This window comes from Bacteroides sp. 224 (genome assembly GCF_010500995.1).
GTDB lineage: Bacteria > Bacteroidota > Bacteroidia > Bacteroidales > Bacteroidaceae > Bacteroides.
Genome location: NZ_QVMK01000032.1, coordinates 60,029 through 86,199, shown reverse-complemented (window position 1 = coordinate 86,199; position 26,171 = coordinate 60,029). Strand labels below are relative to the sequence as shown.

Annotated in this window: 25 protein-coding genes; 15 read left to right on the top strand and 10 right to left on the bottom strand. The window is 40.6% G+C overall.

Translation table 11 applies throughout. The features are described 5' to 3' along the window. Positions 1–135 precede the first annotated feature (135 nt). Entirely contained in the window at positions 136–1,494 is a 1,359-nt protein-coding gene (locus D0T60_RS13945) for a DUF5723 family protein (RefSeq protein ID WP_163218715.1), read from the top strand. Positions 1,495–1,731: 237 nt separating this feature from the next. On the opposite strand, the gene D0T60_RS13940 is transcribed toward D0T60_RS13945, so the two are convergent. Next, positions 1,732–2,604: an NAD kinase gene (locus D0T60_RS13940; protein ID WP_163218722.1), complete on the bottom strand. Its 873-nt coding sequence runs from the start codon at positions 2,602–2,604 to the stop codon at positions 1,732–1,734. Positions 2,605–2,811: 207 nt separating this feature from the next. Between D0T60_RS13940 and D0T60_RS13935 the strand changes: the two genes are divergently transcribed. The 14 genes from D0T60_RS13935 (at position 2,812) to folE (ending at position 14,258) form a co-directional block, all read left to right on the top strand. Beyond that, positions 2,812–3,528 carry a pyridoxine 5'-phosphate synthase gene (locus D0T60_RS13935; protein WP_163218714.1) on the top strand — a complete coding sequence of 239 codons (717 nt, stop codon included), beginning with the start codon at positions 2,812–2,814 and terminating at the stop codon, positions 3,526–3,528. Continuing rightward, on the top strand, positions 3,525–4,235 hold the full coding sequence (locus tag D0T60_RS13930) for a MotA/TolQ/ExbB proton channel family protein (RefSeq protein ID WP_163218713.1): 711 nt from the start codon (positions 3,525–3,527) through the stop codon (positions 4,233–4,235). The genes D0T60_RS13935 and D0T60_RS13930 overlap by 4 nt, the downstream gene beginning before the upstream one ends. Positions 4,236–4,318: 83 nt before the next feature. Continuing rightward, positions 4,319–4,738, top strand: a complete 420-nt coding sequence (locus tag D0T60_RS13925) for a biopolymer transporter ExbD (RefSeq protein ID WP_163218712.1) — start codon at positions 4,319–4,321, stop codon at positions 4,736–4,738. Next, entirely contained in the window at positions 4,738–5,562 is an 825-nt protein-coding gene (locus tag D0T60_RS13920; protein ID WP_163218721.1) for a TonB family protein, read from the top strand. The genes D0T60_RS13925 and D0T60_RS13920 overlap by 1 nt, the downstream gene beginning before the upstream one ends. A 59-nt stretch (positions 5,563–5,621) precedes the next feature. Beyond that, a complete protein-coding gene (locus tag D0T60_RS13915) occupies positions 5,622–6,173 on the top strand; it encodes a DJ-1 family glyoxalase III (protein ID WP_163218711.1) in 552 nt (183 codons plus the stop codon). A gap of 4 nt (positions 6,174–6,177) precedes the next feature. Continuing rightward, positions 6,178–6,840, top strand: a complete 663-nt coding sequence (locus D0T60_RS13910; RefSeq protein WP_163218710.1) for a 2-C-methyl-D-erythritol 4-phosphate cytidylyltransferase — start codon at positions 6,178–6,180, stop codon at positions 6,838–6,840. Continuing rightward, positions 6,840–8,936 carry an ATP-dependent DNA helicase RecG gene (gene recG, locus D0T60_RS13905; protein ID WP_163218720.1) on the top strand — a complete coding sequence of 699 codons (2,097 nt, stop codon included), beginning with the start codon at positions 6,840–6,842 and terminating at the stop codon, positions 8,934–8,936. Before D0T60_RS13910 ends, recG begins: the two co-directional genes overlap by 1 nt. Before the next feature lie 150 nt (positions 8,937–9,086). Next, the gene (ndk, locus tag D0T60_RS13900; RefSeq protein WP_163218709.1) at positions 9,087–9,563 is read left to right on the top strand and encodes a nucleoside-diphosphate kinase; all 477 of its coding nucleotides are present in this window, start codon (positions 9,087–9,089) and stop codon (positions 9,561–9,563) included. A 16-nt stretch (positions 9,564–9,579) separates the two neighbouring features. Continuing rightward, positions 9,580–10,458 (top strand): peptidoglycan DD-metalloendopeptidase family protein, encoded by an 879-nt coding sequence (locus D0T60_RS13895; RefSeq protein ID WP_163218719.1) that lies wholly within the window; start codon positions 9,580–9,582, stop codon positions 10,456–10,458. A gap of 106 nt (positions 10,459–10,564) precedes the next feature. Next, on the top strand, positions 10,565–11,107 hold the full coding sequence (locus D0T60_RS13890; protein ID WP_163218708.1) for a DUF1599 domain-containing protein: 543 nt from the start codon (positions 10,565–10,567) through the stop codon (positions 11,105–11,107). Then, positions 11,097–12,419 carry a BT_3928 family protein gene (locus D0T60_RS13885; protein ID WP_163218707.1) on the top strand — a complete coding sequence of 441 codons (1,323 nt, stop codon included), beginning with the start codon at positions 11,097–11,099 and terminating at the stop codon, positions 12,417–12,419. The genes D0T60_RS13890 and D0T60_RS13885 overlap by 11 nt, the downstream gene beginning before the upstream one ends. Before the next feature lie 7 nt (positions 12,420–12,426). After that, positions 12,427–13,188 carry a triose-phosphate isomerase gene (tpiA, locus tag D0T60_RS13880; RefSeq protein ID WP_163218706.1) on the top strand — a complete coding sequence of 254 codons (762 nt, stop codon included), beginning with the start codon at positions 12,427–12,429 and terminating at the stop codon, positions 13,186–13,188. 26 nt (positions 13,189–13,214) lie between these two features. Further along, positions 13,215–13,670 (top strand): SPOR domain-containing protein, encoded by a 456-nt coding sequence (locus tag D0T60_RS13875; RefSeq protein ID WP_163218705.1) that lies wholly within the window; start codon positions 13,215–13,217, stop codon positions 13,668–13,670. A 3-nt stretch (positions 13,671–13,673) separates the two neighbouring features. Beyond that, a complete protein-coding gene (folE, locus tag D0T60_RS13870; RefSeq protein ID WP_163218704.1) occupies positions 13,674–14,258 on the top strand; it encodes a GTP cyclohydrolase I FolE in 585 nt (194 codons plus the stop codon). Here the strand turns inward: folE and dnaG are convergent. The 9 genes from dnaG to D0T60_RS13825 all read right to left on the bottom strand — a co-directional run bounded on the left by dnaG (position 14,255) and on the right by D0T60_RS13825 (position 26,107). Beyond that, a complete protein-coding gene (gene dnaG / locus D0T60_RS13865; protein WP_163218703.1) occupies positions 14,255–16,243 on the bottom strand; it encodes a DNA primase in 1,989 nt (662 codons plus the stop codon). The genes folE and dnaG overlap by 4 nt on opposite strands. A 401-nt stretch (positions 16,244–16,644) precedes the next feature. Further along, a complete protein-coding gene (locus tag D0T60_RS13860; RefSeq protein WP_163218702.1) occupies positions 16,645–17,418 on the bottom strand; it encodes a prephenate dehydrogenase/arogenate dehydrogenase family protein in 774 nt (257 codons plus the stop codon). Between the two features lie 5 nt (positions 17,419–17,423). After that, positions 17,424–18,485, bottom strand: a complete 1,062-nt coding sequence (locus D0T60_RS13855; protein WP_163218701.1) for a bifunctional 3-deoxy-7-phosphoheptulonate synthase/chorismate mutase type II — start codon at positions 18,483–18,485, stop codon at positions 17,424–17,426. Between the two features lie 94 nt (positions 18,486–18,579). Further along, positions 18,580–19,758 carry a pyridoxal phosphate-dependent aminotransferase gene (locus D0T60_RS13850; RefSeq protein ID WP_163218700.1) on the bottom strand — a complete coding sequence of 393 codons (1,179 nt, stop codon included), beginning with the start codon at positions 19,756–19,758 and terminating at the stop codon, positions 18,580–18,582. Then, complete coding sequence (locus D0T60_RS13845) at positions 19,733–20,575, bottom strand: prephenate dehydratase (protein WP_163218699.1); 843 nt, start codon at positions 20,573–20,575, stop codon at positions 19,733–19,735. The genes D0T60_RS13850 and D0T60_RS13845 overlap by 26 nt, the downstream gene beginning before the upstream one ends. Before the next feature lie 254 nt (positions 20,576–20,829). Then, the gene (locus D0T60_RS13840; RefSeq protein ID WP_163218698.1) at positions 20,830–21,792 is read right to left on the bottom strand and encodes a lipopolysaccharide assembly protein LapB; all 963 of its coding nucleotides are present in this window, start codon (positions 21,790–21,792) and stop codon (positions 20,830–20,832) included. Beyond that, positions 21,789–23,759: an ATP-dependent DNA helicase RecQ gene (locus D0T60_RS13835; protein WP_163218697.1), complete on the bottom strand. Its 1,971-nt coding sequence runs from the start codon at positions 23,757–23,759 to the stop codon at positions 21,789–21,791. The genes D0T60_RS13840 and D0T60_RS13835 overlap by 4 nt, the downstream gene beginning before the upstream one ends. Before the next feature lie 69 nt (positions 23,760–23,828). Then, positions 23,829–25,547: a single-stranded-DNA-specific exonuclease RecJ gene (gene recJ / locus D0T60_RS13830; RefSeq protein WP_163218696.1), complete on the bottom strand. Its 1,719-nt coding sequence runs from the start codon at positions 25,545–25,547 to the stop codon at positions 23,829–23,831. A 122-nt stretch (positions 25,548–25,669) separates the two neighbouring features. Further along, on the bottom strand, positions 25,670–26,107 hold the full coding sequence (locus D0T60_RS13825; protein WP_163218695.1) for a thioesterase family protein: 438 nt from the start codon (positions 26,105–26,107) through the stop codon (positions 25,670–25,672). Positions 26,108–26,171: the final 64 nt, after the last annotated feature.

The window sequence follows — 26,171 nt, the reverse complement described above, 5'->3', positions numbered from 1 at the left end:
AAACAGTGGACTTGATAATCTATCTGAAAAAATAATAGGCAGGAAAAGACACATTTTTATACGCTTGTGTGAAATATGAAAATTATCATGTACATTTGCAAGACTAAAAAACTACAAACATCAAATTACTACTTTATGAGAAAAAGAAATGTACCCCGTTTCATTAAACTTATGGGGGTTTTAGGGATTTTGTCGATGATCCCAATGTCGGGCTTTGCTCAATATCTTCGTACGTCTTATTTTATGGATGGAGTTTCCAGCCGTATGTGGTTGAACCCAGCTATGCGTCCCACTCACGGATTTGTGGATATTCCGGTGGTAGGAGCATTGAATGTGTCTGCTTCTTCCAATGCACTGGGCGTAAAAGATGTGGTTGATCTTTTTGATTCTGACGAAGATTTCTACAAGAACGATAAACTGTATAATCGGTTGAAAAATTCAAATAGACTAAATGTAAATGTAAATACAGATATCTTTTCATTAGGATTCTATAAAGGAAAAGGGTTTTGGACGGTTAACTTAGGGCTTCGTTCGGATATCAATGCTTCGATTCCGAAAACCATGTTCGAGTATGCGCGCGAATTTGATAATGAAGATTGGATGAATGGCTTTATGGGAGCAGACTATTTGATGGAAAATCAAACACTCAATGCCAATGTATATACCGAAATTGGGGTAGGCTACTCTCGCTCTATTGGTGATAAACTTGTAGTAGGAGGTAAAGCTAAAGTACTGTTGGGGCTTGCCAATATTGATATGAGCATTGATAAACTGCACATTAAAGAAAATGGGAAATCTTCTGAAATCAATACGCACGGTAGACTGAAAGTTGCCATGAAAGGACTTTCTGTAGAAGAAGAATATGACTCGGAAATTGGAAGTGATGTGGTAGATGATGTCGACTTCGATAAATTTGGTCTTGCAGGGTATGGTATGGCATTTGATTTGGGAGCTACATTCAAACCTATTGAAAACCTTACTTTATCGGCTTCTGTTCTTGATTTAGGTTTTATTTCATGGTCGAAAAACTCCGTGACTACCGCAACAGCCGATAACGAAATCTATTATGATTATGGAGATACGTTTAAAAGTTTGTTTAATGGTGATATGATCGATTTCAGCCTACCCAAATATGAGATAGATGACGAATCAAAATCATATAAAACCACATTAGCATCTACTATGGTATTGGGTGCTGAATATGCATTCTTAAACAATAAGTTAAGCGCCGGTGTTTTATCTACCACCCGTTTCTCGAAACCTAAAACCATTTCAGAATTAACTTTCTCTGCCAACTATCGCCCCAAAAGCTGGTTAGCAACTACCTTAAGCTATTCAGTAATACAAAGCGAAATGAAAACCTTTGGTTTAGCAGTAAAAGTAGGTCCGTTATTCATCGGTACAGACTATATGTTCTTTGGTGACTCATCGGATTCGAAATCTGTAAATGCTTATCTGGGATTGAGCATTCCGTTGGGGAAAGGGAAGAATTAAAAAAAGCTGAGAGCTTTTTTAGTTGAGAGTTAACTATGAGGTATGTGCCGCATGGTTAACTCTCATCTACTTATTAAAGAGAAGAAAAGTCGATTCTTTTCTCAACTGTACAATATAGTTTTCTATTTTCCATATTCTTATTTATTCGGCTCACAAAAATAAGAAATTCGGCTCATAATTGAGCCGGAATGAGCCAAATAAGGTAGAGAAATGAGCCGAATGCTTTAGTTTAACCTTTCATCTCCTTCCATCCGCCCCCCACATCATCTTATTGCGTAGTGTGCTAAAGAAATCCTGCTCATAGCGTTTTACTACCTTGATGGTATAATCGGCTTTGCGAATGGCCAGGCGGTTACTTTCTTTGCAGGTTTCGCTACGTCCGTCGATGGCAACCAGGAAGTGGTGGCTGCGGCTTTCTACCTCCAAGGTAATTTCCCAATCATCTCTTATTACTATAGGACGCATATTTAAACTATGCGGAGCAACAGGCGTAATGGCAATGGTGTTAGATTGCGGCACAATAATAGGGCCGCCTACACTTAATGAGTATGCCGTAGAACCGGTGGGAGTGGAAATAATTAAACCATCGGCCTGATAGGTAGTCAGGTAATGATCGTTGATTGCGGTATGAATGGTAATCATAGAAGAGCTGTCTCGCTTTAGAATGGCTATTTCATTGAGTGCATACGGTCGCATTTGGAGCCGTTTATCATCACACTCCAGTTCTAAGACGCTGCGTTCTTCTATTTTATAGTGATTACGATGAATATCTATGATGGTGGTTTCAATCTCCTCAGGAGCTATGTCGGCCAGGAAGCCTAAACGACCTGTATTTATGCCCAGGATAGGAATGTTCTTTTTACCCACCCGATTGGCTGCTTTCAGAAACGTTCCGTCGCCTCCTATGCTGATAACCATATCGGCATCGAAGTCATCTCCTTCAAAAAGGCCATTAGCATTAATGGTAAGCTTAGACTCGGTAGTGAGGAATCGGTAAAAGTCTTTGCAGATATAAACTTCGCTATCCAGCTCTTTGAGTAACCTGAATAAGGTTTCAATGTGGGCAGACTTTTTAGCTTGATAGGTATTTCCAAATATAGCAAACTTCATCATCGAAAATTATCAAAATACATTTGTACATATTTAATAGATACAAATGTGGGCTTTTTTTCTGAGATGAGCAATTTGGGGAATAAAGAGTTAACCATGATTATAGAAATTATTTAGGATAATATGACAGAAAGAAGTACATTTGCATCACTGAGAAACCGTTTTGAATTTTATGGAATAATCTATTATTGTTTATTATAGATAGAAATGACTAAATTGAGTGTAAATATAAATAAAGTGGCTACACTTCGTAATGCCCGTGGAGCAAATACTCCCAATGTAGTGAAAGTAGCTTTAGATTGCGAACAATTTGGAGCAGAAGGCATTACCGTACATCCTCGCCCCGACGAAAGGCATATTAAACGTGCAGATGTTTATGAACTGCGTCCGTTACTCAAAACTGAGTTTAATATTGAAGGATACCCCGATAAGGATTTTATTGATTTAGTATTGAAGGCGAAGCCCAATCAGGTGACTCTTGTACCCGATTCTCCTACACAAATTACTTCCAATGCAGGATGGGATACTAAAACGAATCTGACATTCTTAACTGAAATACTCGATGAATTTAAAAATGCAGGTATTCGTACTTCTGTTTTTGTAGATGCCAATGTTGAGATGGTAGAATATGCCGCGAAAGCAGGTGCCGATAGAGTAGAACTTTATACCGAGCCTTATGCTACTCTTTATCCGAAAAATCCCGAAGCAGCCATTGCGCCGTTTGTGGAGGCTGCCAAAGCCGTCCGAAAATTGGGCATGGGATTAAATGCCGGGCACGATTTAAGTTTGGAAAACCTGCGCTATCTGTTTGAGCAGATTTCGTGGCTGGACGAGGTATCCATTGGTCATGCACTGATTAGCGATGCACTGTATCTGGGATTAGAAAAAACAATTCAAGAATATAAAAATTGTCTTCGTAAATGAATTTGATGCAAATGGCTCAGGGAGCCGAAACACTGGCTGACTCATTGGCTACAGCCAACCCCGTACTGACTCCTGTTACAGAAGAAAGTATGAATCTGTTTGATATGGCCCTCAAGGGCGGGTGGATCATGGTGATACTCGCTGCTCTCTCTCTATTGTGCTTTTATATCCTGTTTGAACGTATCTATGTAATTCGGAAAGCAGGAAAAGAAGATCCTATGTTTATGGAGAAGATCAAAGACTACATTATGGGAGGCGAAATAAAATCGGCACTTAATTACTGCCGAACTATGAATACACCTTCTGCCCGTATGATTGAAAAAGGAATCAGCCGCTTAGGTCGTCCGATCAATGATGTACAGGCTGCCATCGAAAATGTAGGAAACTTTGAAGTGGCCAAACTCGAAAAAGGGTTAACCATCATGGCAACCATTGCAGGAGGTGCTCCGATGATTGGATTCTTAGGTACAGTAACCGGTATGGTGCGTGCCTTCTATGAAATGGCCAATGCAGGTAACAATATCGACATCACTTTACTCTCAGGAGGTATCTACGAAGCCATGATCACCACCGTGGGAGGTTTGATTGTAGGCATCATTGCCATGTTTGCTTATAACTATCTGGTTACTTTGGTTGATGGGGTAGTAAATAAGATGGAAGCAAAGACAATGGCTTTCATGGATTTGTTGAATGAACCGGTGAAATAATTTTTAATTGTGAATTTTTAATTTTTAATTAAGGTGAAGCCTCATTTAAAATTCATCATTCATCATTCAAAATTCAAATAAATATGGCTTTAAAACGAAGAAATAAAATATCACCCAACTTCAGCATGGCATCTATGACTGATGTAATCTTTCTGTTACTGATTTTCTTTATGATTACATCAACTGTGGTATCTCCCAATGCAATTAAAATATTATTGCCACAGGGAAAGCAGCAAACCTCTGCCAAACCACTGACACGGGTGGTTATAGATAAAGAACTGACCTACTATGCCGCCTTCGGTAATGAGAAGGAACAGGTAATTCAACTATCGGAACTGGCAGGCTTCCTGCAAAGTTGTGCTACCAGAGAACCGGAAATGTATATAGCTTTGTATGCAGACGAAACGGTTCCATATAAAGAGATTGTGAATGTGTTGAACATAGCAAACGAAAATCAGTTTAAAATGGTGCTGGCTACCCGTCCGCCCGAAAGTCGTAAATGATGAACGAGAAAAAGAAGGGTAAATATACAGGATTGTTGGGTGCGCTTTTGGTGCACGTAGTTATTATTGCCCTCTTGTTCCTGATAAGTTTTAGAATACCCGAAAAGGAAGAAGAAAGTGGAATACCTGTTATGATGGGTAATACAACTGATGCCTACGGAGGTTTCGACCCCTCTTCGTTGGTAGATGTAGAAGTACAAGCTCCCCAAGAGGCAGTAGCTCCGCCTAAACCTCAACCCGCTGTTGAACAAGACCTGATTACCCAGACCGATGAGAAAACAGTAACCATTAAACCCAAGACCGAGCCTAAAAAAGAAAAGACAAAGAAACCCGAGAAAACAGAAGCCGAGAAAGCGAAAGAAGCGCGTAAACTTGCCGAAGAAAAGGCCGAACGGGAGCGTAAAGCCGCTGCCGAGGCTGCTGCAAAAAGAGTGGCAGGAGCTTTGCAAAAAGGCGCGCAAATGAGCGATAAAGGAGAAACTGAGGGTAAAGGAACGGTTGGAAGTCCTACCGGAAACGCTCCTACAGGTGCAACTGCCGGAACCGGAGGATATGGTACATTTGATTTAGGAGGACGTTCATTAGGTGAAGGAGGACTACCTAAGCCTACCTACAGTGTGCAAGAAGAGGGAAAAGTAGTAGTAACCATTACAGTAAACCCAAGCGGATACGTGGTAACTACAAACATCAACCCCCAAACAAATACCGTAAACGCAACCCTTCGCAAAGCTGCTGAAGATGCTGCGAAGAAAGCGAGATTTAATACTGTAGAAGGATTGAATAACCAAACAGGTACTATTACTTATTACTTCAATCTGAAATGATTCTTATAGTAGTGTATGTATAAATTCTTAATTCATAATTCTTAATTCTAAATTATAATATGACTACAGTTTATATGTTTTTTGCGGATGGCTTTGAAGAAATAGAAGCTCTCACCACCGTTGATGTGTTGAAACGTGCCAATCTGAATGTAGAAATGGTGACTGTTACCGAAAAAGAAACCGTAACAGGTGCACATGATGTTCCGATTGTTTGCGATTCCTTCTTTGAAGATCATGACTACAGTGATGCGGATGCTTTGGTATTGCCCGGCGGTATGCCCGGTGCTGCTACATTGAGTAACCATGAAGGATTAAGAAACCTGATTCTCAACTTCATAAAGACAGGCAAGCCGATGACAGCTATTTGTGCTGCTCCAATGGTATTGGGTAAACTTGGTCTTTTGAAAGGTAAGAAAGCAACCTGTTATCCGGGTTTTGAACAATATCTGGAAGGTGCTGAATGTACCGGAGAACAAGTAGTAGTAGATGGTAATATCATTACAGCAATTGGCCCCGGCGGTGCGATGGACTTTGCACTTGCTATTGTGGAAGCCCTTGTAGGTAAAGAAAAGGTGGCGGAACTGGAAGAAGCCATGTGTATAAAACGATAACTTCATGAAAAAATATGCTTTGATTGTTGCCGGTGGGAAGGGAATGCGCATGGGGAGTGAACTTCCCAAGCAGTTTCTTCCCGTCGGCGATGGCAGGGCTGTATTGATGCATACCTTGGAGGCTTTCTATCGATATGATTCTCGGATAGATATTATTTTAGTACTGCCTCCCGATCAACAGTCTTACTGGAAACAATTGTGTGCGGAACAAGCATTTACGATTCCTCATCGAATCGTGAACGGGGGAGAAACCCGATTTCATTCCGTGAAGAACGGGTTGACTTTTGTAGAAGATGACGGAATTGTCGGGGTACATGACGGCGTTCGTCCGCTGGTATCTCAGGAAGTAATTGCAACCTGTTATCAAAAAGCAACAGAGCATAAAGCCGTTATTCCTGTGGTGGATGTGGTGGAAACTATGCGGAAAGTTGCTCCTGCCGGGAGTGAAACAGTAGATCGCAACGAATATAAATTAGTTCAAACCCCTCAGGTATTTGACTGCGGATTGTTGAAACAAGCTTATACACAAACGTACACCCCCTTCTTTACAGACGATGCCTCAGTTGTAGAAGCTATGGGTGAAACCGTTTACCTGACCGAAGGAAATCGGGAAAACATTAAAATAACCACTCCTTTTGATTTGAAAATAGCCAGTGCCATTCTATGATGTTCGATCTGACTACCCGTGACATAAAATACCTATCAGGCGTAGGTCCTCAGAAAGCTACAGTATTAAATAAAGAACTGGAAATTTTCTCCCTTCATGACTTACTCTATTATTTTCCTTATAAGTATGTAGACCGAAGTCGCATCTATTATATTCACGAGATAGATGGCAATATGCCATACATCCAACTTAAAGGAACCATTTTAGGATTCGAAACCATTGGCGAAGGAAGAGCAAGAAGGCTAATAGCCCACTTTTCTGATAGGACGGGAGTCGTAGACTTGGTATGGTTTCAGGGAATAAAATACATAACAGGTAAGTATAAACTGCATCAGGAGTACATTATATTTGGTAAACCCACAGTCTTTAATGGACGTATTAATGTGGCACATCCGGATATAGACGATCCTTCTTCCTTGTCGTTATCGACCATGGGGATGCAACCTTATTATAATACTACCGAGAAGATGAAGCGAAGCTTTTTGAACTCACACGCTCTCGAAAAGATGATGGCTTCGGTAGTTCAATTGCTTCAGCAGCCTTTGCCGGAAACCTTACCTCCTCATATTATAGCGGAGCATCATCTCATGCCTTTAACAGAGGCTTTGAAGAATATTCACTTTCCCGTAAACCCCGAATTACTTAGAAAAGCTCAATACAGACTTAAATTTGAGGAACTGTTTTATGTGCAACTTAACATTCTGCGTTATGCCAAGGATCGGCAACAGAAATATCGGGGGTATGTATTTGAAACGGTAGGAGATGTATTTAATACTTTCTATGAAAGGAATCTGCCTTTTCAGCTTACGGGTGCACAAAAGAGAGTGTTAAAAGAAATTCGGAGAGATGTAGGCTCGGGCAAACAAATGAATCGACTGCTTCAGGGAGATGTAGGTAGTGGTAAAACACTGGTTGCATTAATGAGCATGCTCATAGCACTTGATAATGGTTTTCAGGCGTGTATGATGGCTCCAACGGAAATACTTGCCAATCAGCACTTCGAAACAATTAAGGAACTATTGTTTGGAATGGATATTCGGGTAGAGTTATTGACCGGCTCCATAAAAGGAAAGAAAAGGGAAGCCATTCATGATGGTTTGCTAACTAAAGATATAAAGATATTGATAGGTACCCATGCGGTGCTGGAAGATACTGTCAACTTCTCTTCATTGGGTCTGGTTGTGATTGACGAGCAACACCGGTTTGGAGTTGCGCAACGTGCCCGTTTATGGAGCAAAAATGTACAACCGCCTCATATACTGGTGATGACGGCAACCCCAATCCCCAGGACATTAGCCATGACTTTATATGGCGATCTGGATGTTTCGGTGATAGATGAACTGCCCCCCGGAAGAAAACCGATAAGTACGATTCACCAATTTGATAACAGGCGGGAAAGTCTTTATAAATTTGTGAGTAAAGAAGTAGAAAAAGGACATCAGGTGTATATTGTCTATCCACTGATTAAGGAGAGTGAAAAAATTGATATTAAGAACCTGGAAGAAGGGTACGAACATATCTGTGCGGAATTTCCCGGTTACAAGGTTTGCAAAGTACATGGCAAAATGAAAGCAGCAGAGAAAGATGCTCAGATGCAACTGTTTGTGGCCGGAGAAGCTCAAATCATGGTAGCCACTACCGTAATAGAGGTAGGGGTGAACGTGCCCAATGCCTCGGTAATGATCATTGAGAATGCCGAACGTTTTGGGTTGTCTCAATTGCATCAGCTTCGCGGACGAGTGGGGCGTGGAGCAGAACAGTCTTATTGTGTACTGGTAACAAGCTATAAATTGGCCGAAGATACCCGAAAGCGATTAGAAATAATGGTTCGCACCAATGACGGCTTTGAAATTGCCGAAGCCGATTTGAAATTACGTGGCCCCGGAGATTTGGAAGGAACTCAACAAAGTGGTATTGCTTTCGATTTAAAGATAGCAGATTTGGCAAGAGACAGTCAGTTATTGCAGTATGTACGCGAGATAGCACAAGCTGTTGTTGACCGAGATCCTACCGGTCAATTACCTGAGAATGAGATCTTATGGCGTCAGTTGAAATCTCTTCGCAAAACTCATGTAAATTGGGCGGCTATTAGTTAAAATAAGACCCTCAATTGTTATTTTTTCATTTTGTTCACCCAATAGATAGAAAAAAAGTTAAGAATTAAGGGCTTTTATCGGATGTAAATATTATCTTTGAAAGAATTTTGAATAAAAATACAAACTAAACCCTTAAAAATCAGTTGTGCCATGCTTGAAAGAACACTTATAATATTAAAACCGGGAACCCTTCAAAGAGGTCTCGTAGGTGAGATTACCAGTATTTTCGAACGTAAAGGATTACAGTTGGCTGGTATGAAGATGATACAACTGACAGATAAGCTTTTAGATGAACATTATGCGCATTTGGTAGATAAACCTTTTTATCCGCAACTAAAAAAAGCAATGATGGCTACACCAGTTATTGTTTGCTGTTATGAAGGCTTAGAAGCAATCAGTGTAGTAAGAACATTGGCCGGAGCTACAAACGGAAGAAAGGCCTTGCCGGGAACTATTCGCGGAGATTACAGCATGAGTGGGCAAAGAAATATTATTCATGCCTCTGATTCGGTGGAAACCGCAGCGGCAGAACTAAAAAGATTTTTTGGACCGGGAGAGATTTTTGATTATACGTATGCTACTTCCGGCTTTATATATGCAGACGATGAGTATAAACCTAAAGAATAACGAAGAATATAAACCAATGAGTTTTAAATGTATTAAGGTCGGATTAATAGCTGTGGCAGCATTTGTAGGAGTAAATGCTTTCTCGCAGGATTTAATAGCTCGACAAGCACCGATAGATAAAAAACTTAAAAGTGTAGATTCATTAGCTTTACAAAAACTTATAAAAGCCGAACAATCGGAATTTCCCGCTTTTGACCTATATCCCAGTTGGAATCAAACATCCGTTCATAACTATGCCGGAGCAACTGTGCCCGAAAGTTATACTTTTGATTTAACAGGCTTTGCTATGCCTACACCCAGTACACGCATTACATCGAAATTCGGTCCTCGTAGAGGAAGAATGCATAATGGTATAGACGTGAAAGTGTATGTGGGAGATACTATTTATGCCGCTTTTAATGGTAAAATACGTATGGTGAGAGATCAAGGGCGCCGCAAAGGATACGGAAAGTATATTGTAATTCGTCATGATAATGGTCTTGAAACAGTATACGGGCACTTGTCTAAGCAACTGGTAGCAGAAGATCAATTGGTAAAAGCCGGAGAACCAATCGGTTTAGGTGGTAATACCGGACGTTCTTACGGATCGCATCTTCACTTTGAAACTCGTTTTCTGGGGGTAGCTATCAATCCGGCACTCATGTTCAACTTCGAAAAGCAGGATATTGTAGCAGATACCTATACCTTTAAGTATAATAAGAGAGCAGGAAGAAGCGCATCCGGTATGATGGTAGCCGATGGAGACGGAGTGATCAGGTATCATAAGGTGAAAAGCGGAGACTCATTGTCTAAAATCGCTGCACAACGAGGCGTTTCCATTGATACTCTTTGCAGACTGAATAGAATAACTCGTAAAACAGTTCTCAGATTGGGACAAGTATTACGCTGTTCATAAATAAAATTGATTCTTGAATGGAGAGGGCACTTTAATAATAATTTAGAGTGCCCTCTTTTTCATAGTTCTTTAATTATTGCTACCTTTGCAATCTATTTGTAAGGATATGAGAGATACCAAGCAACAATTTGAACATGTCATGGCACAATGCCGTGATTTATTCTCGAAAAAACTTCATGATTATGGTCCTGCGTGGCGTATATTACGTCCTGCATCTGTTACGGATCAGATATTTATCAAAGCAAATCGTATTAGAAGTATTGAAACCAAGGGCGTTTCCTTGGTTGGAGAAGATATACGTGGCGAGTTTATTGCCATTGTTAACTACGGAATTGTAGGGCTTATCCAATTGGCACTGAACTACTCCGAAACAGCCGATATCAGTAATGAAGAAGCATTGGCATTGTATGATAAATACGCTCATGAAGCGTTGGAATTAATGCTGATTAAAAATCATGATTACGATGAAGCTTGGAGAAGCATGCGAATCAGTTCGTATACAGATTTGATATTAATGAAAATTCATCGTACCAAACAGATAGAAAGCTTATCCGGAAATACGTTAGTATCCGAAGGAGTAGATGCTAATTATATGGATATGATTAACTATTCAGTATTTGGTTTAATAAAGTTAGAGTTTGAAGGATAAGAATAAACTTATTATAAAGGTAGTTTGGGCAAATATTTGCCGTTTTTTAATAGCGGTAGTATTTACTATATCCGGGTTTGTGAAGGCGGTTGATCCGTTAGGATCGGTATATAAGATTCAGGATTACCTGGAAGCTTTCGGAATATTGTCGTGGTTTCCCTCTTTCTTCGTCTTTTTCCTGGCTATTTCATTATCTACTATAGAGTTTGTAATAGGGATTTTATTGCTCTTTGGAGTAAGAAGAGGTACAGCCACCTCATTAGCTGTGCTCTTTATGTCTTTTATGACTCCCCTGACTCTTTACCTTGCCATAGCAAATCCGGTGGCAGATTGTGGTTGCTTTGGTGATGCATGGATATTGACTAACTGGCAAACGTTCTGGAAAAATGTGGTATTGCTGATTGCGGCAATCTCTGCATTTAAGTGGCGAAAGTTGATTATACGTTTTATCAAGCCAACTTCAGACTGGGTGGTTTCTTTATATGGCATGCTATTTATCATAGTTTTATCTCTTTATTGTTATAGCCGTTTACCCATTCTCGACTTTCGTCCTTATAAAATAGGTGTAAATATTCCCGATGGAATGAGAATACCGGAAGGAGCCAAGCTCACTGTTTATGAATCTGTATTTGCCCTGAAGAAGGATGGTAAGGTACAGGAGTTCACCTTAGATAACTACCCGGACAGCACCTGGACTTTTGTGGATGCCCGTACCATTGTGAAAGAAAAAGGATATGAACCCACTATTCAGGATTTTTCCATGATTGACCAGGAAACAGGTGAGGATATAACCAGCGATGTTTTATCAAGGAAAAGTTATACCTTTTTATTAGTAGCCCATAGATTGGAAGAGGCCAGCGACAACCATATTGATCTGATCAATGAAATATATGATTATGCGGTAGAGCATGAGTATGCTTTTTATTGCCTGACTGCTTCGCCCGATTATCAGATAGAACAGTGGAAAGACAGAACCGGAGCGGAATATCCTTTCTGCTTAATGGATGATATTACCTTGAAGACAATGATTCGTTCTAATCCCGGCTTGATTTTGATGAAAGAAGGTACCATTCTTAATAAGTGGAGCGATGCAAATCTTCCGGACGAATATGATTTAACTGATTCATTAGATAAAATAGAATTTGGAAACCCCAAAGATGTAAATGATTCACGAACCATAAGATGGGTATTATTATGGCTCTTAGCTCCTATACTGATAGTAGGAGTGGTGGACTGGATTTTTGTAAAAGACGACAAACCGGTTGCAGAAGAAAAGAAAGGTAAACAGGATTCATTTAACCCTTTAAAATAAAAAAGAAATGAGAAAAAACATTGTTGCAGGAAACTGGAAAATGAACAAAACCTTACAGGAAGGTATTGAGTTGGTAAAAGAGTTGAAAGATGTATTAGCTGCTGATAAACCCGCTTGCGAGGTGGTAGTATGTACTCCTTTCATTCATTTAGCATCTGTAGCTACTATTCTGGAGGTAACTAATATTGGTGTAGGTGCTGAAAACTGTGCCGATAAAGTATCGGGTGCCTATACAGGAGAAGTATCTGCTACTATGGTAGCTTCTACCGGTGCTAAATATGTAATCTTAGGTCACTCAGAACGTCGCGCTTACTATGGCGAAACTGCTGAGATCCTTAAAGAAAAAACTAAATTAGCTTTGGCTAATGACTTGACTCCGATTTTCTGTATTGGTGAAGTATTGGCAGAACGCGAAGCAAACAAACAAAATGAAGTTGTTTATGCACAATTAGCCGAATCTTTATTTGATTTCTCTGCCGAAGAGTTCTCTAAAATAGTATTGGCTTATGAGCCGGTTTGGGCTATTGGTACCGGAAAAACTGCTACTTCTCAGCAAGCACAAGAAATACATGCTTACATCCGTTCGGTAATTGCAGAGAAATACGGTAAAGAAGTGGCTGATAATACTTCAATCTTATACGGTGGAAGTTGTAATCCATCAAACGCAAAAGAATTATTCAGCAATCCTGATGTTGATGGTGGTTTGATTGGTGGAGCCGCTTTGAAGGTAGCCGATTTCAAAGGTGTAATCGACGGCTTTAAAGCATAATTATAATCACATAAATCTGCATTCGAATGAAACATCCTATTTTTTACTGCTTTATACTTTTTACTTTATGTGCTGCTACTGTAAGTGCGCAGGATAATATTGTAAAAAGCCTTGAAACCCCGGTTGCGGGAGAAGGCAAAGTGACTGTTCATCAAGACGCTCGCATCGAAGCACTGCTTGGTGTAAGACGTGGAGCCGACGGAAGTGATGCGCAAGTAAAAGTGCAAGGTTATCGGGTGCAGGTTTATGCTGGTGGTAATTCTCGTGCATCAAAAACAGAGGCAGAGGGAATGGCAGCTAAAGTAAAAGAGTATTTCCCGGAACTGTCTGTTTATAAATCATTTATCCCTCCTCGTTGGCTTTGTCGCGTAGGCGATTTTCGCAGTGTTGAAGAAGCTGATGCCGTTATGCGTAAGTTGAGAGGAACCGGCGCTTTTAGAAGCGTTTCGATAGTTAGAGATACCATCATTCTATATTACTAATATATGTTAGCAAAAGAAGAAATAGAATATCCTCAGATAGAGGAACTAAAAGATCATTATCGTCATATCATCTCTTTATTTGGTGAAGATGTAGAACGGGAAGGGTTATTGAAAACACCGGAACGTGTAGCTAAAGCCATGTTAACCCTTACCGAAGGATACCGGATGGATCCTCACGAAGTACTTCTTTCGGCCAAGTTTAAGGAAGAATACAGTCAGATGGTGATTGTAAAGGATATAGATTTCTTCTCTCTTTGCGAACATCATATACTCCCTTTCTACGGGAAAGCACATGTGGCTTATATCCCTAACGGATATATAACCGGACTCAGTAAAATTGCCCGGGTAGTTGATATCTTTTCGCATCGCCTGCAAGTGCAGGAAAGAATGACCTTGCAAATCAAAGAATGTATTCAGAATACACTGAATCCTTTAGGGGTAATGGTGGTAGTGGAAGCCAAACACATGTGTATGCAAATGCGTGGTGTGGAGAAGCAAAATGCTATCACAACTACTTCTGACTTTACAGGAGCATTTAAGCAGGCAAAAACCCGTGAAGAGTTTATGAACCTTATCCGGAATAGCTAAAGGAGTAGAATAACTCGATCTCCTTCCTGTTTTTCTATCACTCTTAAAATCTCATGTAACTCCTTGTAGCGTTTGAGGGTGTTCTGGCATTTCTCAACATCGTTATACACAGCCGGATCTTGTAAAGCACTGCTGATGTATTTTATCTCTGTTCGGATAATAGCTCCTTTATAATTAATGAGAAGCATAGGTACAATCTCTAACAGGCGTTCCTCTTCACTTAATATTTTTTGAGTTTTAGAGTGTATATTGCTTAGTTGATATCTTTCGCTGGCTAACTCGGTGCTGAACTTGGCTATCTCAGGATCCGGATAGGATGTAAAGTACCTTTCTGCTATAAAACCTTCTTTTTGAATCTGATTAACAGCTTCATTGAATATTTTGATGTGCAACGGGTGGTGCAATGAAATTTCATCCGCCCTTAAATCATCGGCTATGTATTGAATGACCGATATTGGGACTTCATTTCCTTCTTCATCGGGTATGCTGCAAATAATTCTTTCGCCATATCGGATAACCATTTGCAGAATCAAACGTTCAAATTTATAAAACTCCTGATTCTCAGTGCCTTCTTGGGGAATGAGAGATTGGTAGGCATCCGGCGATGGTGTCATCGGAGGTTGTTCCGTTTCCGGAGCAGGATTGGCGTCGGCAGCAGGTCTATTAGCTTTATCATGTTGGCTTGCCAGCATTTTGGCAACTTCTCTCACTAATAGCTTTTCTTCTACTTTTAGTTGCCGCGCCGATTCTCGCGTATACACATCTCGCATAATACTTTCGGGTACAATAGAGATGCTTTTTACGATGTCGCTAATTAATGCAGCTTGCTTGATTGGATCTTTCTGAGCATCCTCCATCAGCAGATTAATTTTGAAGCGAATAAAATCAACTTCATGCGCAGCAATATATGCCTGGAAATCGGTGGCGTTATGTTTGCGGGCAAAGGAGTCGGGGTCGTCACCATCCGGCAAGAGAACAACTTTGATGTTCATCCCTTCTTCCAACAGCATATCAATACCACGAATTGAAGCTTTGATACCTGCCATATCCCCATCATACAAAACGGTGATGTTATTGGTAAATCGATGAATCAGCCGGATTTGTCCGGGGGTGAGCGAGGTGCCCGAAGAAGATACTACATTCTCTACGCCCGACTGATGCATAGAGATAACATCCGTATACCCTTCTACCAAAAAACAACGGTCTTGCTTTACAATAGATTGTTTGGCAAAATAGATTCCGTAAAGTTCATTGCTCTTGTGGTAAATTTCCGATTCCGGGGAGTTGACGTATTTGGCCAGCTTCTTATTTTCGGTGCTGAGAATACGTCCTCCAAAAGCAACCACCTTGCCGGAAAGTGTGTGCACAGGGAAGATTACGCGTCCGCGGAAACGATCTCGCAGTTTATTATCTTCCGTTTCATAGCACAATCCCGTTTTTATTAGAAATTCTTTTTTGTATCCTTTCTTTAGAGCTTCCTGAGCAAATGCATCTCGTTCGTCGATGCTGAATCCCAACTGAAACTTATCAATGATGTCGTCTCTGAATCCTCTTTGCCGGAAGTAAGCCATACCGATGCTTCGGCCGTCGATGTGATTTTTTAAGATCTCCTGAAAATAATCGCGCGCATACTGGTTGACGACGAACATACTCTCGCGGATGCTCTGAACTTGTTTTTCTTCGTTGGTAAGCTCCCGCTCTTTGATTTCAATATTGTATTTCTTTGCCAGGTATTTGAGCGCTTCGTAGTAAGATAACTGCTCATGCTCCATAATGAAATGGATGGAGTTTCCTCCTTTGCCACAGCTAAAGCATTTGCAAAGCCCTTTGGCCGGAGAAACACTGAAAGAGGCTGTCTTTTCATTATGGAAAGGACATAGCCCCACATAGTTAACCCCTCGTTTACGAAGGGTTACAAATTCCGATACAACATCCACAATCTGTGCTGCATCTATTATCCTGTCTACTGTAGCTTGATCTATCATATCTATAACGCCATACAAATGTACGCCATATTTTCTGCATAATATAGAGTTTGCAGCAGGAAAATATACAATGAATTCTAATCGTTTCTATCTTAAATTTATGAGTCTATTTTGAAATGTTTTTCCACATCCGGGTGTAGAAGCCTGCTCCACCCGGATGTATAAACCGCTTACACCCAGGTGGAGAAGGTGTCTACACCCGGGTGGAGAAAGATGCTTAAAACTGTGTCTGAATTCAGGACAATACGTCGTTTGTAAGTGTGACACTTGTGACACTTCTGTGATGCTTTTTAGAAAAGTGTCACCCACTATTTGATTCTGTAAATCAACCTGTTAGCGCGCTGTGTGACACTTGTGACACTTTTTGATCGAAAAAATCAGTCTGATAAGGTTTAAAATGACTATTTAATGTTTTCTCTGATCTTAGCGAGATAATTCTTCATACCCTCTCCATCTTTAGTGCTGATAATATCTAACAGCTTTTTGAGCTCGGTTCGTATTTTCTCTACCTGAGAAGGCGTTCTCGGATTGAATAGAATTTCCTGTAGCAAATAATCATCTTCGCCCAGCAAGCCTTTGGCTATGGCCATGTGTTTTTTGAAAGTGGTGCCCGGAGCCTCCTGGTGTTTCATTATTGCTGCGAAAACGAATGTAGAGACAAAAGGAATAGATAAAGAATAAGCCACAGTATCATCATGCCCTTCGAAAGTGTATTCGAAGATGTTCAGGCGCATACTACTGTATAAATCTTTAAAGAATACTTTCCCTAAATGATCGCTTTCGCTGATAATGATCGCACTTTCACTGCTCAGGTTATTTAAACTGGCAAAGGTAGGGCCAAACATCGGATGGGTAGATACATACCGGAAGCCGCTTTCTTCGTAGAATTTCTTCAATCCGTTTTTAACCGATGCAATATCGCTTAGAATACAATTCTTGGGCAATACAGGCAATACCTGTCGGAAAGCGTCCAATGTGTACTTCACCGTAACTGCGTTGATAACCAATTCCGGTTCGAACTCTTTAATTTCCTCTAAAGTAGTGAAGCGGTAGGTGTTATATACAAACCGAAGTTGATGAGGGTTGATGTCGAATACAGCAGTTTCATGCTGAAAACTTAAAACGTCGGTGAAGAAGGAGCCCATTTTTCCGGCTCCCAGTATCAATATACGCATGATGGTTACTTATTAATGATTTCAACTTGCTGACGCACACTCTCTTCGTGTATAGCCTCAAATACTTTCTTGATAAATTCGGGATCTAACCCGCATGAAGTAGCCTGGATGGCATATTTATCCAATATTTCATTGTAGCGACCGGCCTGCAATACGGGCATGTTATGCTCTTTTTTGTAAGTACCGATTTCGCGTGCTATACGCATACGTTTGGCCAACTCTGCAAGTAGATTATTGTCGCACTCATCAATTTGCTTACGAAGCTCGTTCAGGTTTTCCGTGGTTTGAGTTTCCTGACGTATAACTAACAGGTTGAGAATGTATTCTAATACCTCGGGGGTTATTTGTTGAGATGCATCACTCCATGCGGCATCCGGGTTGCAATGACTCTCGATGATTAATCCGTCGAAATTCATATCCATAGCTTGTTGGGAGATTGGTGCTATCAGTTCTCTTTTGCCTCCGATATGGCTTGGGTCGCAGAATATCGGCAGATTGGGGAATCGTCTGCGTAACTCAATGGGGATGTGCCATTGGGGTAAATTGCGATATATTTTCTTGTCGTAGCTGCTGAATCCACGATGAATGGCACCGAGCCTTTTTAGTCCGGCATTGTTCAATCGTTCGAAAGCACCTATCCAAAGTTCAATATCGGGATTCACCGGATTTTTAATAAGTACAGGAATGTCGACTCCTTTCAGTGCATCTGCTATTTCTTGTACGGCAAATGGGTTGGCAGATGTACGGGCACCTATCCAGAGTATATCTATGCCGGCTTTGAGTGCTTCGTACACATGCAATGCGGTAGCTACTTCGATGCCGGTGTACATGCCTGTTTCTTTTTTAACCTGTTTCATCCAGGCTAAACCGGGAACGCCTATTCCTTCGAATCCACCTGGTTTGGTACGCGGTTTCCAAATACCGCCCCGGAATATCTTAATACCTTTCTCTGCCAATTGCTTGGCGGTATTCATGGTTTGCTCCTCTGTTTCAATACTGCAAGGACCTGCTATTACAATGGGTCTTTCAGCGGTTATGCCGGGCAATAAAATTGATTCTAATTCCATGTTATTTGAGTTTTTAAGTTTTAAGTTTATAGTTTTTTGGGGGTTGGAGGTTTTGGAGGTTTGCTTCTTTGAGCTCAAAAACCTACTTACCCTCCTACATTTTCTTTATTCTTTTCAATGCTTCTTCCAGTTTCTCTTTTTTGCAACAAAGGGAGATACGTATATATCGTGCGCCGTTGCTTCCGAAGATGAATCCCGGTGTAATAAATACGCGAGCTTCATGAAGTACTTGCTCTGTTAGTTCTTCTACATTGGCACAAGTATCGGGAATCTTCCCCCACAGGAACATGCCTACTTGGTTGTCATTGTATGTACATCCCAGTGTGTCCATTATTTCGCCGGCTATTTTTCTACGTTCTCTATAATTGTTGTTGTTAGATTCGTACCAGTCTTCTTCTGCTTTCAGGGCTTGTGCGGCAGCTAATTGTATCGCACGAAACATGCCACTGTCTATATTGCTTTTCACCTTTAGTATCCATTGCACAAAAGTAGGATTGCCAAGCAGCATGCCGATACGCCATCCGGGCATATTATGACTTTTACTCATAGAGTTAAGCTCAATGCAACAATCTTTGGCTCCGGGTATGGAAAGAATGCTAAGAGGTTGTTTATTCAGAATGAAGCTATAAGGATTGTCGTTCACTATTACAATGCCTTTGTGTTGGGCAAAATCAACTAATTGCTCAAACAGCTCTGTAGTAGCATTTGTTCCGGTCGGCATATTCGGGTAGTTTACCCACATCAGTTTTACACGGCTTAAATCCAGTTGCTCCAGTTCTTCGAAGTTGGGCATCCATCCGTTTTCCTCTTTCAGATTGTAGTTTATTACTTCGGCTCCCAAGAGAGTACTTAATGATGTATAGGTAGGATAGCCGGGGTTGGGAACAAGTATCTGATCTCCCGGATTGACAAAAGCCAGCGTGATATGTAAGATACCTTCTTTAGAACCAATTAAGGGAAGTACCTCGCTGGTTGGGTCGAGTTCTACGTTGTACCACTTCTTATACCAGTCGGCCATTCCTTTGCGTAGTTCGGGGATACCTGTATAAGGTTGATATCCATGCCCGTCGGCTTTGTGGGCATTGCTGCATAAAGTTTGAATCACATCATCTGATGGAGGCATGTCGGGGCTTCCGATGCCTAAACTGATAACGTCTTTACTTTCTGCATTCATCTGTGCTACTTCTTTCAGCTTTTTAGAGAAGTAGTATTCGCTCACACTATTTAAGCGATTGGCTGGCTTTATATTATATGCTCGACTTTCCTTCTTCATATTCGCCTAATATTTTTAATTCTTTGGTTAACGGACTGATAGCAGCAATAGCTTGTTTGTATCTTACATAATCGGTAAATACCACATCTATATAGAATAGATACTCCCATTCTCGTCCGATGATGGGTAACGATTGTATTTTGGTAAGATTAATATTATAATAAGAAAGGATAGAAAGCACCTGCGAGAGACTTCCTTCTGCATGTGGAAGAGAAAATACGATGCTCGCTTTATTAATATTTTGCTTATTCAGATATTCATCCGATTTCCAGGAATCGGCTATTACAAGAAAGCGGGTGAAGTTATGTTTGTTTGTTTCGATACCCTCCTGTAGAATTTTCATTCCATAGAGTTCGGCAGCCGCTTTGGAGCAGATGGCGGCATGACCACGTAGGTTGTTTTTTTGGATAGTTTCTGCACTACGTGCTGTATCTTCTCCTTCCACTACCTTTATATTAGGGTGTTGATCGAGAAATTCCCGGCATTGCATCAAGGCAATGGGGTGGGAATTTACCTCTGTAATATCATCCCAATCTTCATCGGGTAGGCATACAAAACAGTGGGAAATGCGTAGCTTATATTCTCCGATAATTTGTGCATTACTCTGACGAATCAGCTCATAGTTTTGCAGTAAGCTGCCTGCAATTGTATTTTCGATAGCCAACATACCTATGATATGATTATCCTTTCTCATGGCTGCAAATATATCATCGAATTTGGTACAACAAAGAAGTTCAATGCTGTTATTGCTGAAATACTTATGAGCTGCAATGTCATGATAAGAACCTACTGTTCCCTGAATAGCTACTTTTTCCATATTATACATCTATATATAAAAAAATCCCACTCAACTTTGAGCGGGATTTGCTGTTATTATTCGTATTTTGAATTCTACGTATATTTACTTACACATAAGTTCCCGCTCTACTTTCTGGCTAAAGTAAAAGTAAAAAAAGAAGCTATATGTAAATGCAAATGAATTCATGAAATGACTTTTGTTTTTGTTTCTGTTGACAAAAGTAATACTTTTCTTTGGAAAACAAATAAAAAGTGATGTTTTTTATCAATTATCTAACCTAACATGCTTCTCAATCCACTATCTATCTTAGATTTTTGATAATTATACTCTCCATTGATACCCTCTTCATTCTTCGGGTTAAGCTGCAAAGACATTTTCATATCTTCTGTAGAACCCTCCTTATCTCCATTTAGTAATTTCGCTCTTCCTCTTTCATAATATGCTTGAGCAGAATTAGGATTCAACTCAATGGCTTCGTCGAATAACTCTATGGCTTCCGGAATTTTCTTTTGTTCAATGTATAATTGTCCTAAGCAAATATAAGCTTGCTCATTAAAAGGATTCATGGCTGTGATGGTTCTGAAATCTTTTTCTGCTTCCTCTGCCTCTCCCGTTGCTTCTTTTATTTTACCGCGCAATAACAAGGCATGCTCTTCTTCGGCATTCAGTTGGAGAACGGCTGTTACATCTTCCATGGCTTCTTTGTGTTGCCGCATGCCTAAAAGAATTTCGGCACGCATCAGGAGTGCATCAATAAACTCCGGTTTTAGTGTGATGGCTTTGGTTAGGTTGACGATGGCGTTGATTTCATCATTCTTTCCGTGGTTTGCCTTGGCCAGTAAGTAGAAAGCCATATCATTATCTGCTTCTAACCGGATGGCGTTTTGGGCAGCGGTAGCCATTTCGTCGTATTCTTCCTGCATATAGCAAATGTTGGCAAGGTTTAGGTAGGGATTTATTAAAGAAGGTTCCAGCTCTACCATACGGGTGATGGTTTCTTTGGCTTTGGATATTTCTCCGGTTTGAGTGTAGATTTGAGACAGATAACTCAATACCTCGAAATCTTCCTGTAGCTCGATGGCACTTGTAAAGCACTTAATGGCGTAATCCATTCGTCCTATGCGTTGGGCGCGCATACCATCATATTTCAGTATCTCGAAGTTCTTTTGTTCTTTGCTGTTCGCATTTTCCTCTTTGTCTTTTCCTTTAATCAGGGATTTCAATAACTTTATCATGAGTTCTTATGTTTTGAGATTATAATTTTACCATCTTGCATGTTCAATATTTCTTCGTCTAACAAATAGCGGATTACTTTTGTTAGTTGATTATGCTCTATCTGTATCATACCGGCAATTTCTACCGGAGTTAAAGCCGCATCCTTTAACAGATCAATGATTTGATCTTTGATACGATTAAAATCGTCGGCGCTTAATGATTGTTTCTTTTGGTCGATACATACATCACACTGTCCACAATCTTCTGTTTCCTTCTCTCCAAAGTAGTGTAATAGCATGCGACTTCTGCATTTATTTTCTGAGGTTGTATACGCTATCATTGCATGAATTCGCTTCTCGTATCGTTCTTTGCGTTCCTCATAAACAGACTTGCCGATATGTAGATATTTGAGATCGATGCGCTCTCTTGTATAGATAATAAAAGGAGTCTTTTTATGAGGGATGTAGTCAATGATACGACGCTTGGAAAGCATTTTTAGTAATTCATAGATCTGCGGACGCGTAAGCCCCGTGCGCAAAGATAATGATTCTTCATTAATATACGTATAATCGGTGAATACTCCGGTATACGAGCGAAGAATGCATTGTATCAATGTATCGGCTTCGGCACCCATTTCTTTCAACTTATATAATTCTTCGCGGTGAATGATGAATATAAGTCTTGAAGCATTGTCTTGTTCTTCTGTATATTCAATATATCCGGCTTGCGTCAACAGTTTGAGTGCACTGTCTGCCGGAACGGGGAAATATTTGAAGCGGCGACAGAATTCCTCCAGGTTGAAATCGTACACACAATCCTGTCCGTCGCCCATAGCCATCTGATAATAATAGTTCAGATTCTCATAAATACCTTTAATATAATCTTTCTCGGGGAAGGTGTCGGCAATACGCTTGCTCAACGTCAGTTTGTCCGATTTGGAGTATAGAATAACGGCGTATGCTTTTTGTCCGTCTCTTCCGGCTCTCCCTGCTTCCTGGAAGTAAGCTTCGATGGAGTCGGGTAGATCTATGTGGATAACCACTCTCACGTCGGGCTTGTCGATACCCATGCCAAAAGCATTGGTAGCTACCATAACCCGGCATTCATTGTTTTGCCAGCGTTTCTGGCGAAGGTCTTTGAGATCATTGTTTAGCCCTGCATGATAAAAATCGGCAGTAATACCTTCGTTGACTAATAGTTCTGTAATCTCCTTTGTTTTTCTGCGATTCCGTACATATACAACAGCACTACCTGCTACCTGATTGAGAATGTGTAGTAGTTCTCCGTTTTTATTATCGGTAGGCCGAACAATGTATGCCAGATTTTTACGTTCAAAGCTCATTCGGAATACATTCTCTTTCTTAAAGAGTAATTTCTGCTGAATGTCTTTAACTACCTCCGGTGTAGCAGTAGCTGTGAGCGCTAATACAGGCACTCCGGGTAAGAGTTCCCGGATTTCTGATATTTTAAGGTAAGCTGGACGGAAATCGTATCCCCATTGTGATATACAGTGACTTTCGTCTACTGCTATCATATTCACTTTCATGGAGCGGAGTTTGATGCGGAATATCTCGGTAGCCAAACGTTCCGGCGAAATGTATAGAAACTTATAATCGCCGAAAATACAGTTTTCCAGCGCAATAATAATCTCCTGACGGCTCATGCCGGAGTATACTGCTACTGCTTTGATACCCCTTTTGCGAAGGTTTTGTACCTGATCTTTCATCAGGGCTATGAGGGGGGTAACTACCAGACATAATCCTTCTTTGGCTAAAGCCGGTACCTGAAATGTGATGGACTTTCCTCCACCTGTGGGCATAAGTCCTAATGTGTCTTTGCCTGCCAGTATACTGTTAATGATCTCTTCCTGTAAGTCGCGGAAGGAATCATAGCCCCAGTATTGCTTTAACAGCCTCACCCCATCCCTCTCCAAAGGAGAGGGGGAAGGACCATTCGGCGTAATATCTTTCTTAGATGGGGTATTCATAATATATAAACCGAAACAATGCCGCAAGGTTCTCCTCCCTCTCCTTGGGAGAGGGTCGGGGAGAGGCTCTTACTCCGCCGGTTTTATATCTTCAATTTGCAGTTGAACTTCTCCTCGTTTGTGTGTATTTTCCTCGATAGTGTAGCAAATATCAAACGAGCGTTTTGTCTTTATGTAACGTACATGCGAACTTTGCCCGAAAGCAATTCCGTTCATGACATTATTTGATTTATTATCTACCAATTCCAGTTTAATGTGCTCCTGTTCTCTTCCTACCACTTTACTTGTGCCATAATCATACACATGATTCGTGCTGAAAATTGGTTTCTGATTGTCCGGGCCGTAAGGATTAAACTTTTTCAGGTCGCTGTAAAATTTGGAAGTGATATCTCTGAAATCGATCACCGCATCAATGTCTATCACCGCACTGGTTTGTTCCGGAAGAATGTGTTCTGCTACATACGTTTCGAATCTTTCTATGAATAAAGGTACATTTTCTACCTTCATGGATAAGCCGGCTGCGTAGGTATGTCCTCCGAAGTTTTCAAGAAGATCACGGCAATGTTCGATAGCCTTATATACATCAAATCCTGATACGGAGCGAGCCGAACCGGTTGCCATATCGTCGGTGCGTGTCAATACAACGGCGGGGCGATAATAAACTTCTGTCAGACGCGAAGCCACAATACCGATAACTCCTTTGTGCCAGTTTTCGTTGTAGATAACAATAGAGCGACGATCGGAGAGTCCTTCCAGGCTATCAACAATATGGTTGGCCTCTTCGGTCATGTTCTTATCCAGATCCTTACGCGTTTCATTGTACTGATTGATCTGGTTTGCTTTTTCCAAGGCAAGCGAGAAATCTTTTTCGGTAAGTAAGTCAACCGCTTCTTTACCACTTTGAATACGCCCTGATGCATTAATACGAGGCCCTATCTTAAAGACGATATCACTTACCGTGATTTCTTTCTCTGTCAATCCGCAAATATCAATAATCGCTTTTAGACCTACACTGGGATTGCTGTTCAGTTGCTTTAATCCGTGATAAGTGAGGATACGGTTTTCTCCCATAATAGGAACAATATCCGAAGCAACGCTTACTGCTACTAAATCAAGTAAAGGTATCAGATGATGAAATTCAATACCGTTATTGATGGTGAAAGCCTGCATAAACTTAAATCCCACACCACAACCTGATAAGTGTGCATAAGGATAGGTGTTATCCAAGCGTTTAGCATTCAGAATGGCTACTGCCGGTGGCAAAACATCGTCGGGTACATGATGATCGCAGATAATAAAATCGATGCCCTTTTCTTTGGCATACGTTATTTCCTCCACGGCTTTGATACCGCAGTCTAAAACGATGATTAGTTTTACATCCGTATCAAAAGCATAATCTATGCCCTTAAACGAAACACCATACCCTTCCTCATATCGATCGGGGATGTAATAATCGATGTTTGAATAGTACTGTTGGAGGAATTTGTAAACTAATGCTACCGATGTGGTGCCATCTACATCATAATCTCCATAAACGAGAATACGTTCTTTTTTACCCATTGCCCTGTTGAGGCGTTCCACTGCCAAATCCATATCTTTCATCAGGAACGGATCGTGCAAGTCCGGCAATTGCGGACGGAAGTATTTTCGTGCTTCAGAGGCCGTCTCAATGCCCCTTTGCACCAAAAGCTTGCCAAGAATCGGGCTAATGCCTAATTCCTGCGCCAATGTTTGGCTTGTCTCTTCTTGTTCGGGGGTAATGGGTTGATAATTCCATTTGTAATTCATTATATATTGTTTTTTCCTTTTTTTGCTCTCAAGGTGTCAGAAAGACACGATTTTTCAATAACGTGTAAAAGTACTAAAAAAAAAGGAAGTATATTCTATGTTGAATGAATTATTAGGTTACTTCAACCCACTTTCTTTCTTAAATCCTTTCCTTCGAAGGCACAAAGTGCTTCTTTCCAATGTTCCGGTATTTCGATAGAATCATGCTTTTCGAGATCGAAAGCCACTAAAACCGATTTACAGATACATTTGACCTCGTTGGTATCCGTATCAATTACACGTTGTATAATGGTTAAACTCTTGTTTCCGATTTCTGTGGTTGCAGTCTGTACGGCAATGCGATGATGTGCTAAAATTTGAGAAAGAAAATTCGTTTCCAGATGAACCACTACCACACCTTCTTTCTCGAAATTGATTCCCGGATATGCTCTGGAGAAGTATTCGGTTTTTCCTAAATCATAATAAGTAAAATATACTGTATTATTAACATGACCGAATTTGTCTACATCGTTAAATCTTAATTGAATAGGGAGTGTATGATGAAAAGTAATATTTTCCATAATAATGAGTTTTAATAACGTTGTTCTAACTATATGAATCTGCAAAAGTAGCTTTTTATCCATA

Bases quoted from the DNA above. Each gene is read 5' to 3' on its own strand.
- tpiA (WP_163218706.1), top strand. From the start codon at position 12,427: ATGAGAAAAAACATTGTTGCAGGAAACTGGAAAATGAACAAAACCTTA.
- ndk (WP_163218709.1), top strand. From the start codon at position 9,087: ATGCTTGAAAGAACACTTATAATATTAAAACCGGGAACCCTTCAAAGA.
- D0T60_RS13840 (WP_163218698.1), bottom strand. From the start codon at position 21,792: ATGATAAAGTTATTGAAATCCCTGATTAAAGGAAAAGACAAAGAGGAA.
- recJ (WP_163218696.1), bottom strand. From the start codon at position 25,547: ATGAATTACAAATGGAATTATCAACCCATTACCCCCGAACAAGAAGAG.
- D0T60_RS13890 (WP_163218708.1), top strand. From the start codon at position 10,565: ATGAGAGATACCAAGCAACAATTTGAACATGTCATGGCACAATGCCGT.
- D0T60_RS13825 (WP_163218695.1), bottom strand. From the start codon at position 26,107: ATGGAAAATATTACTTTTCATCATACACTCCCTATTCAATTAAGATTT.
- D0T60_RS13920 (WP_163218721.1), top strand. From the start codon at position 4,738: ATGAACGAGAAAAAGAAGGGTAAATATACAGGATTGTTGGGTGCGCTT.
- D0T60_RS13935 (WP_163218714.1), top strand. From the start codon at position 2,812: ATGACTAAATTGAGTGTAAATATAAATAAAGTGGCTACACTTCGTAAT.
- D0T60_RS13895 (WP_163218719.1), top strand. From the start codon at position 9,580: ATGAGTTTTAAATGTATTAAGGTCGGATTAATAGCTGTGGCAGCATTT.
- D0T60_RS13940 (WP_163218722.1), bottom strand. From the start codon at position 2,604: ATGAAGTTTGCTATATTTGGAAATACCTATCAAGCTAAAAAGTCTGCC.
- D0T60_RS13855 (WP_163218701.1), bottom strand. From the start codon at position 18,485: ATGGAATTAGAATCAATTTTATTGCCCGGCATAACCGCTGAAAGACCC.
- dnaG (WP_163218703.1), bottom strand. From the start codon at position 16,243: ATGATAGATCAAGCTACAGTAGACAGGATAATAGATGCAGCACAGATT.
- D0T60_RS13930 (WP_163218713.1), top strand. From the start codon at position 3,525: ATGAATTTGATGCAAATGGCTCAGGGAGCCGAAACACTGGCTGACTCA.
- recG (WP_163218720.1), top strand. From the start codon at position 6,840: ATGTTCGATCTGACTACCCGTGACATAAAATACCTATCAGGCGTAGGT.
- D0T60_RS13835 (WP_163218697.1), bottom strand. From the start codon at position 23,759: ATGAATACCCCATCTAAGAAAGATATTACGCCGAATGGTCCTTCCCCC.
- D0T60_RS13925 (WP_163218712.1), top strand. From the start codon at position 4,319: ATGGCTTTAAAACGAAGAAATAAAATATCACCCAACTTCAGCATGGCA.
- D0T60_RS13845 (WP_163218699.1), bottom strand. From the start codon at position 20,575: ATGGAAAAAGTAGCTATTCAGGGAACAGTAGGTTCTTATCATGACATT.
- D0T60_RS13915 (WP_163218711.1), top strand. From the start codon at position 5,622: ATGACTACAGTTTATATGTTTTTTGCGGATGGCTTTGAAGAAATAGAA.
- folE (WP_163218704.1), top strand. From the start codon at position 13,674: ATGTTAGCAAAAGAAGAAATAGAATATCCTCAGATAGAGGAACTAAAA.
- D0T60_RS13850 (WP_163218700.1), bottom strand. From the start codon at position 19,758: ATGAAGAAGGAAAGTCGAGCATATAATATAAAGCCAGCCAATCGCTTA.
- D0T60_RS13875 (WP_163218705.1), top strand. From the start codon at position 13,215: ATGAAACATCCTATTTTTTACTGCTTTATACTTTTTACTTTATGTGCT.
- D0T60_RS13910 (WP_163218710.1), top strand. From the start codon at position 6,178: ATGAAAAAATATGCTTTGATTGTTGCCGGTGGGAAGGGAATGCGCATG.
- D0T60_RS13860 (WP_163218702.1), bottom strand. From the start codon at position 17,418: ATGCGTATATTGATACTGGGAGCCGGAAAAATGGGCTCCTTCTTCACC.
- D0T60_RS13945 (WP_163218715.1), top strand. From the start codon at position 136: ATGAGAAAAAGAAATGTACCCCGTTTCATTAAACTTATGGGGGTTTTA.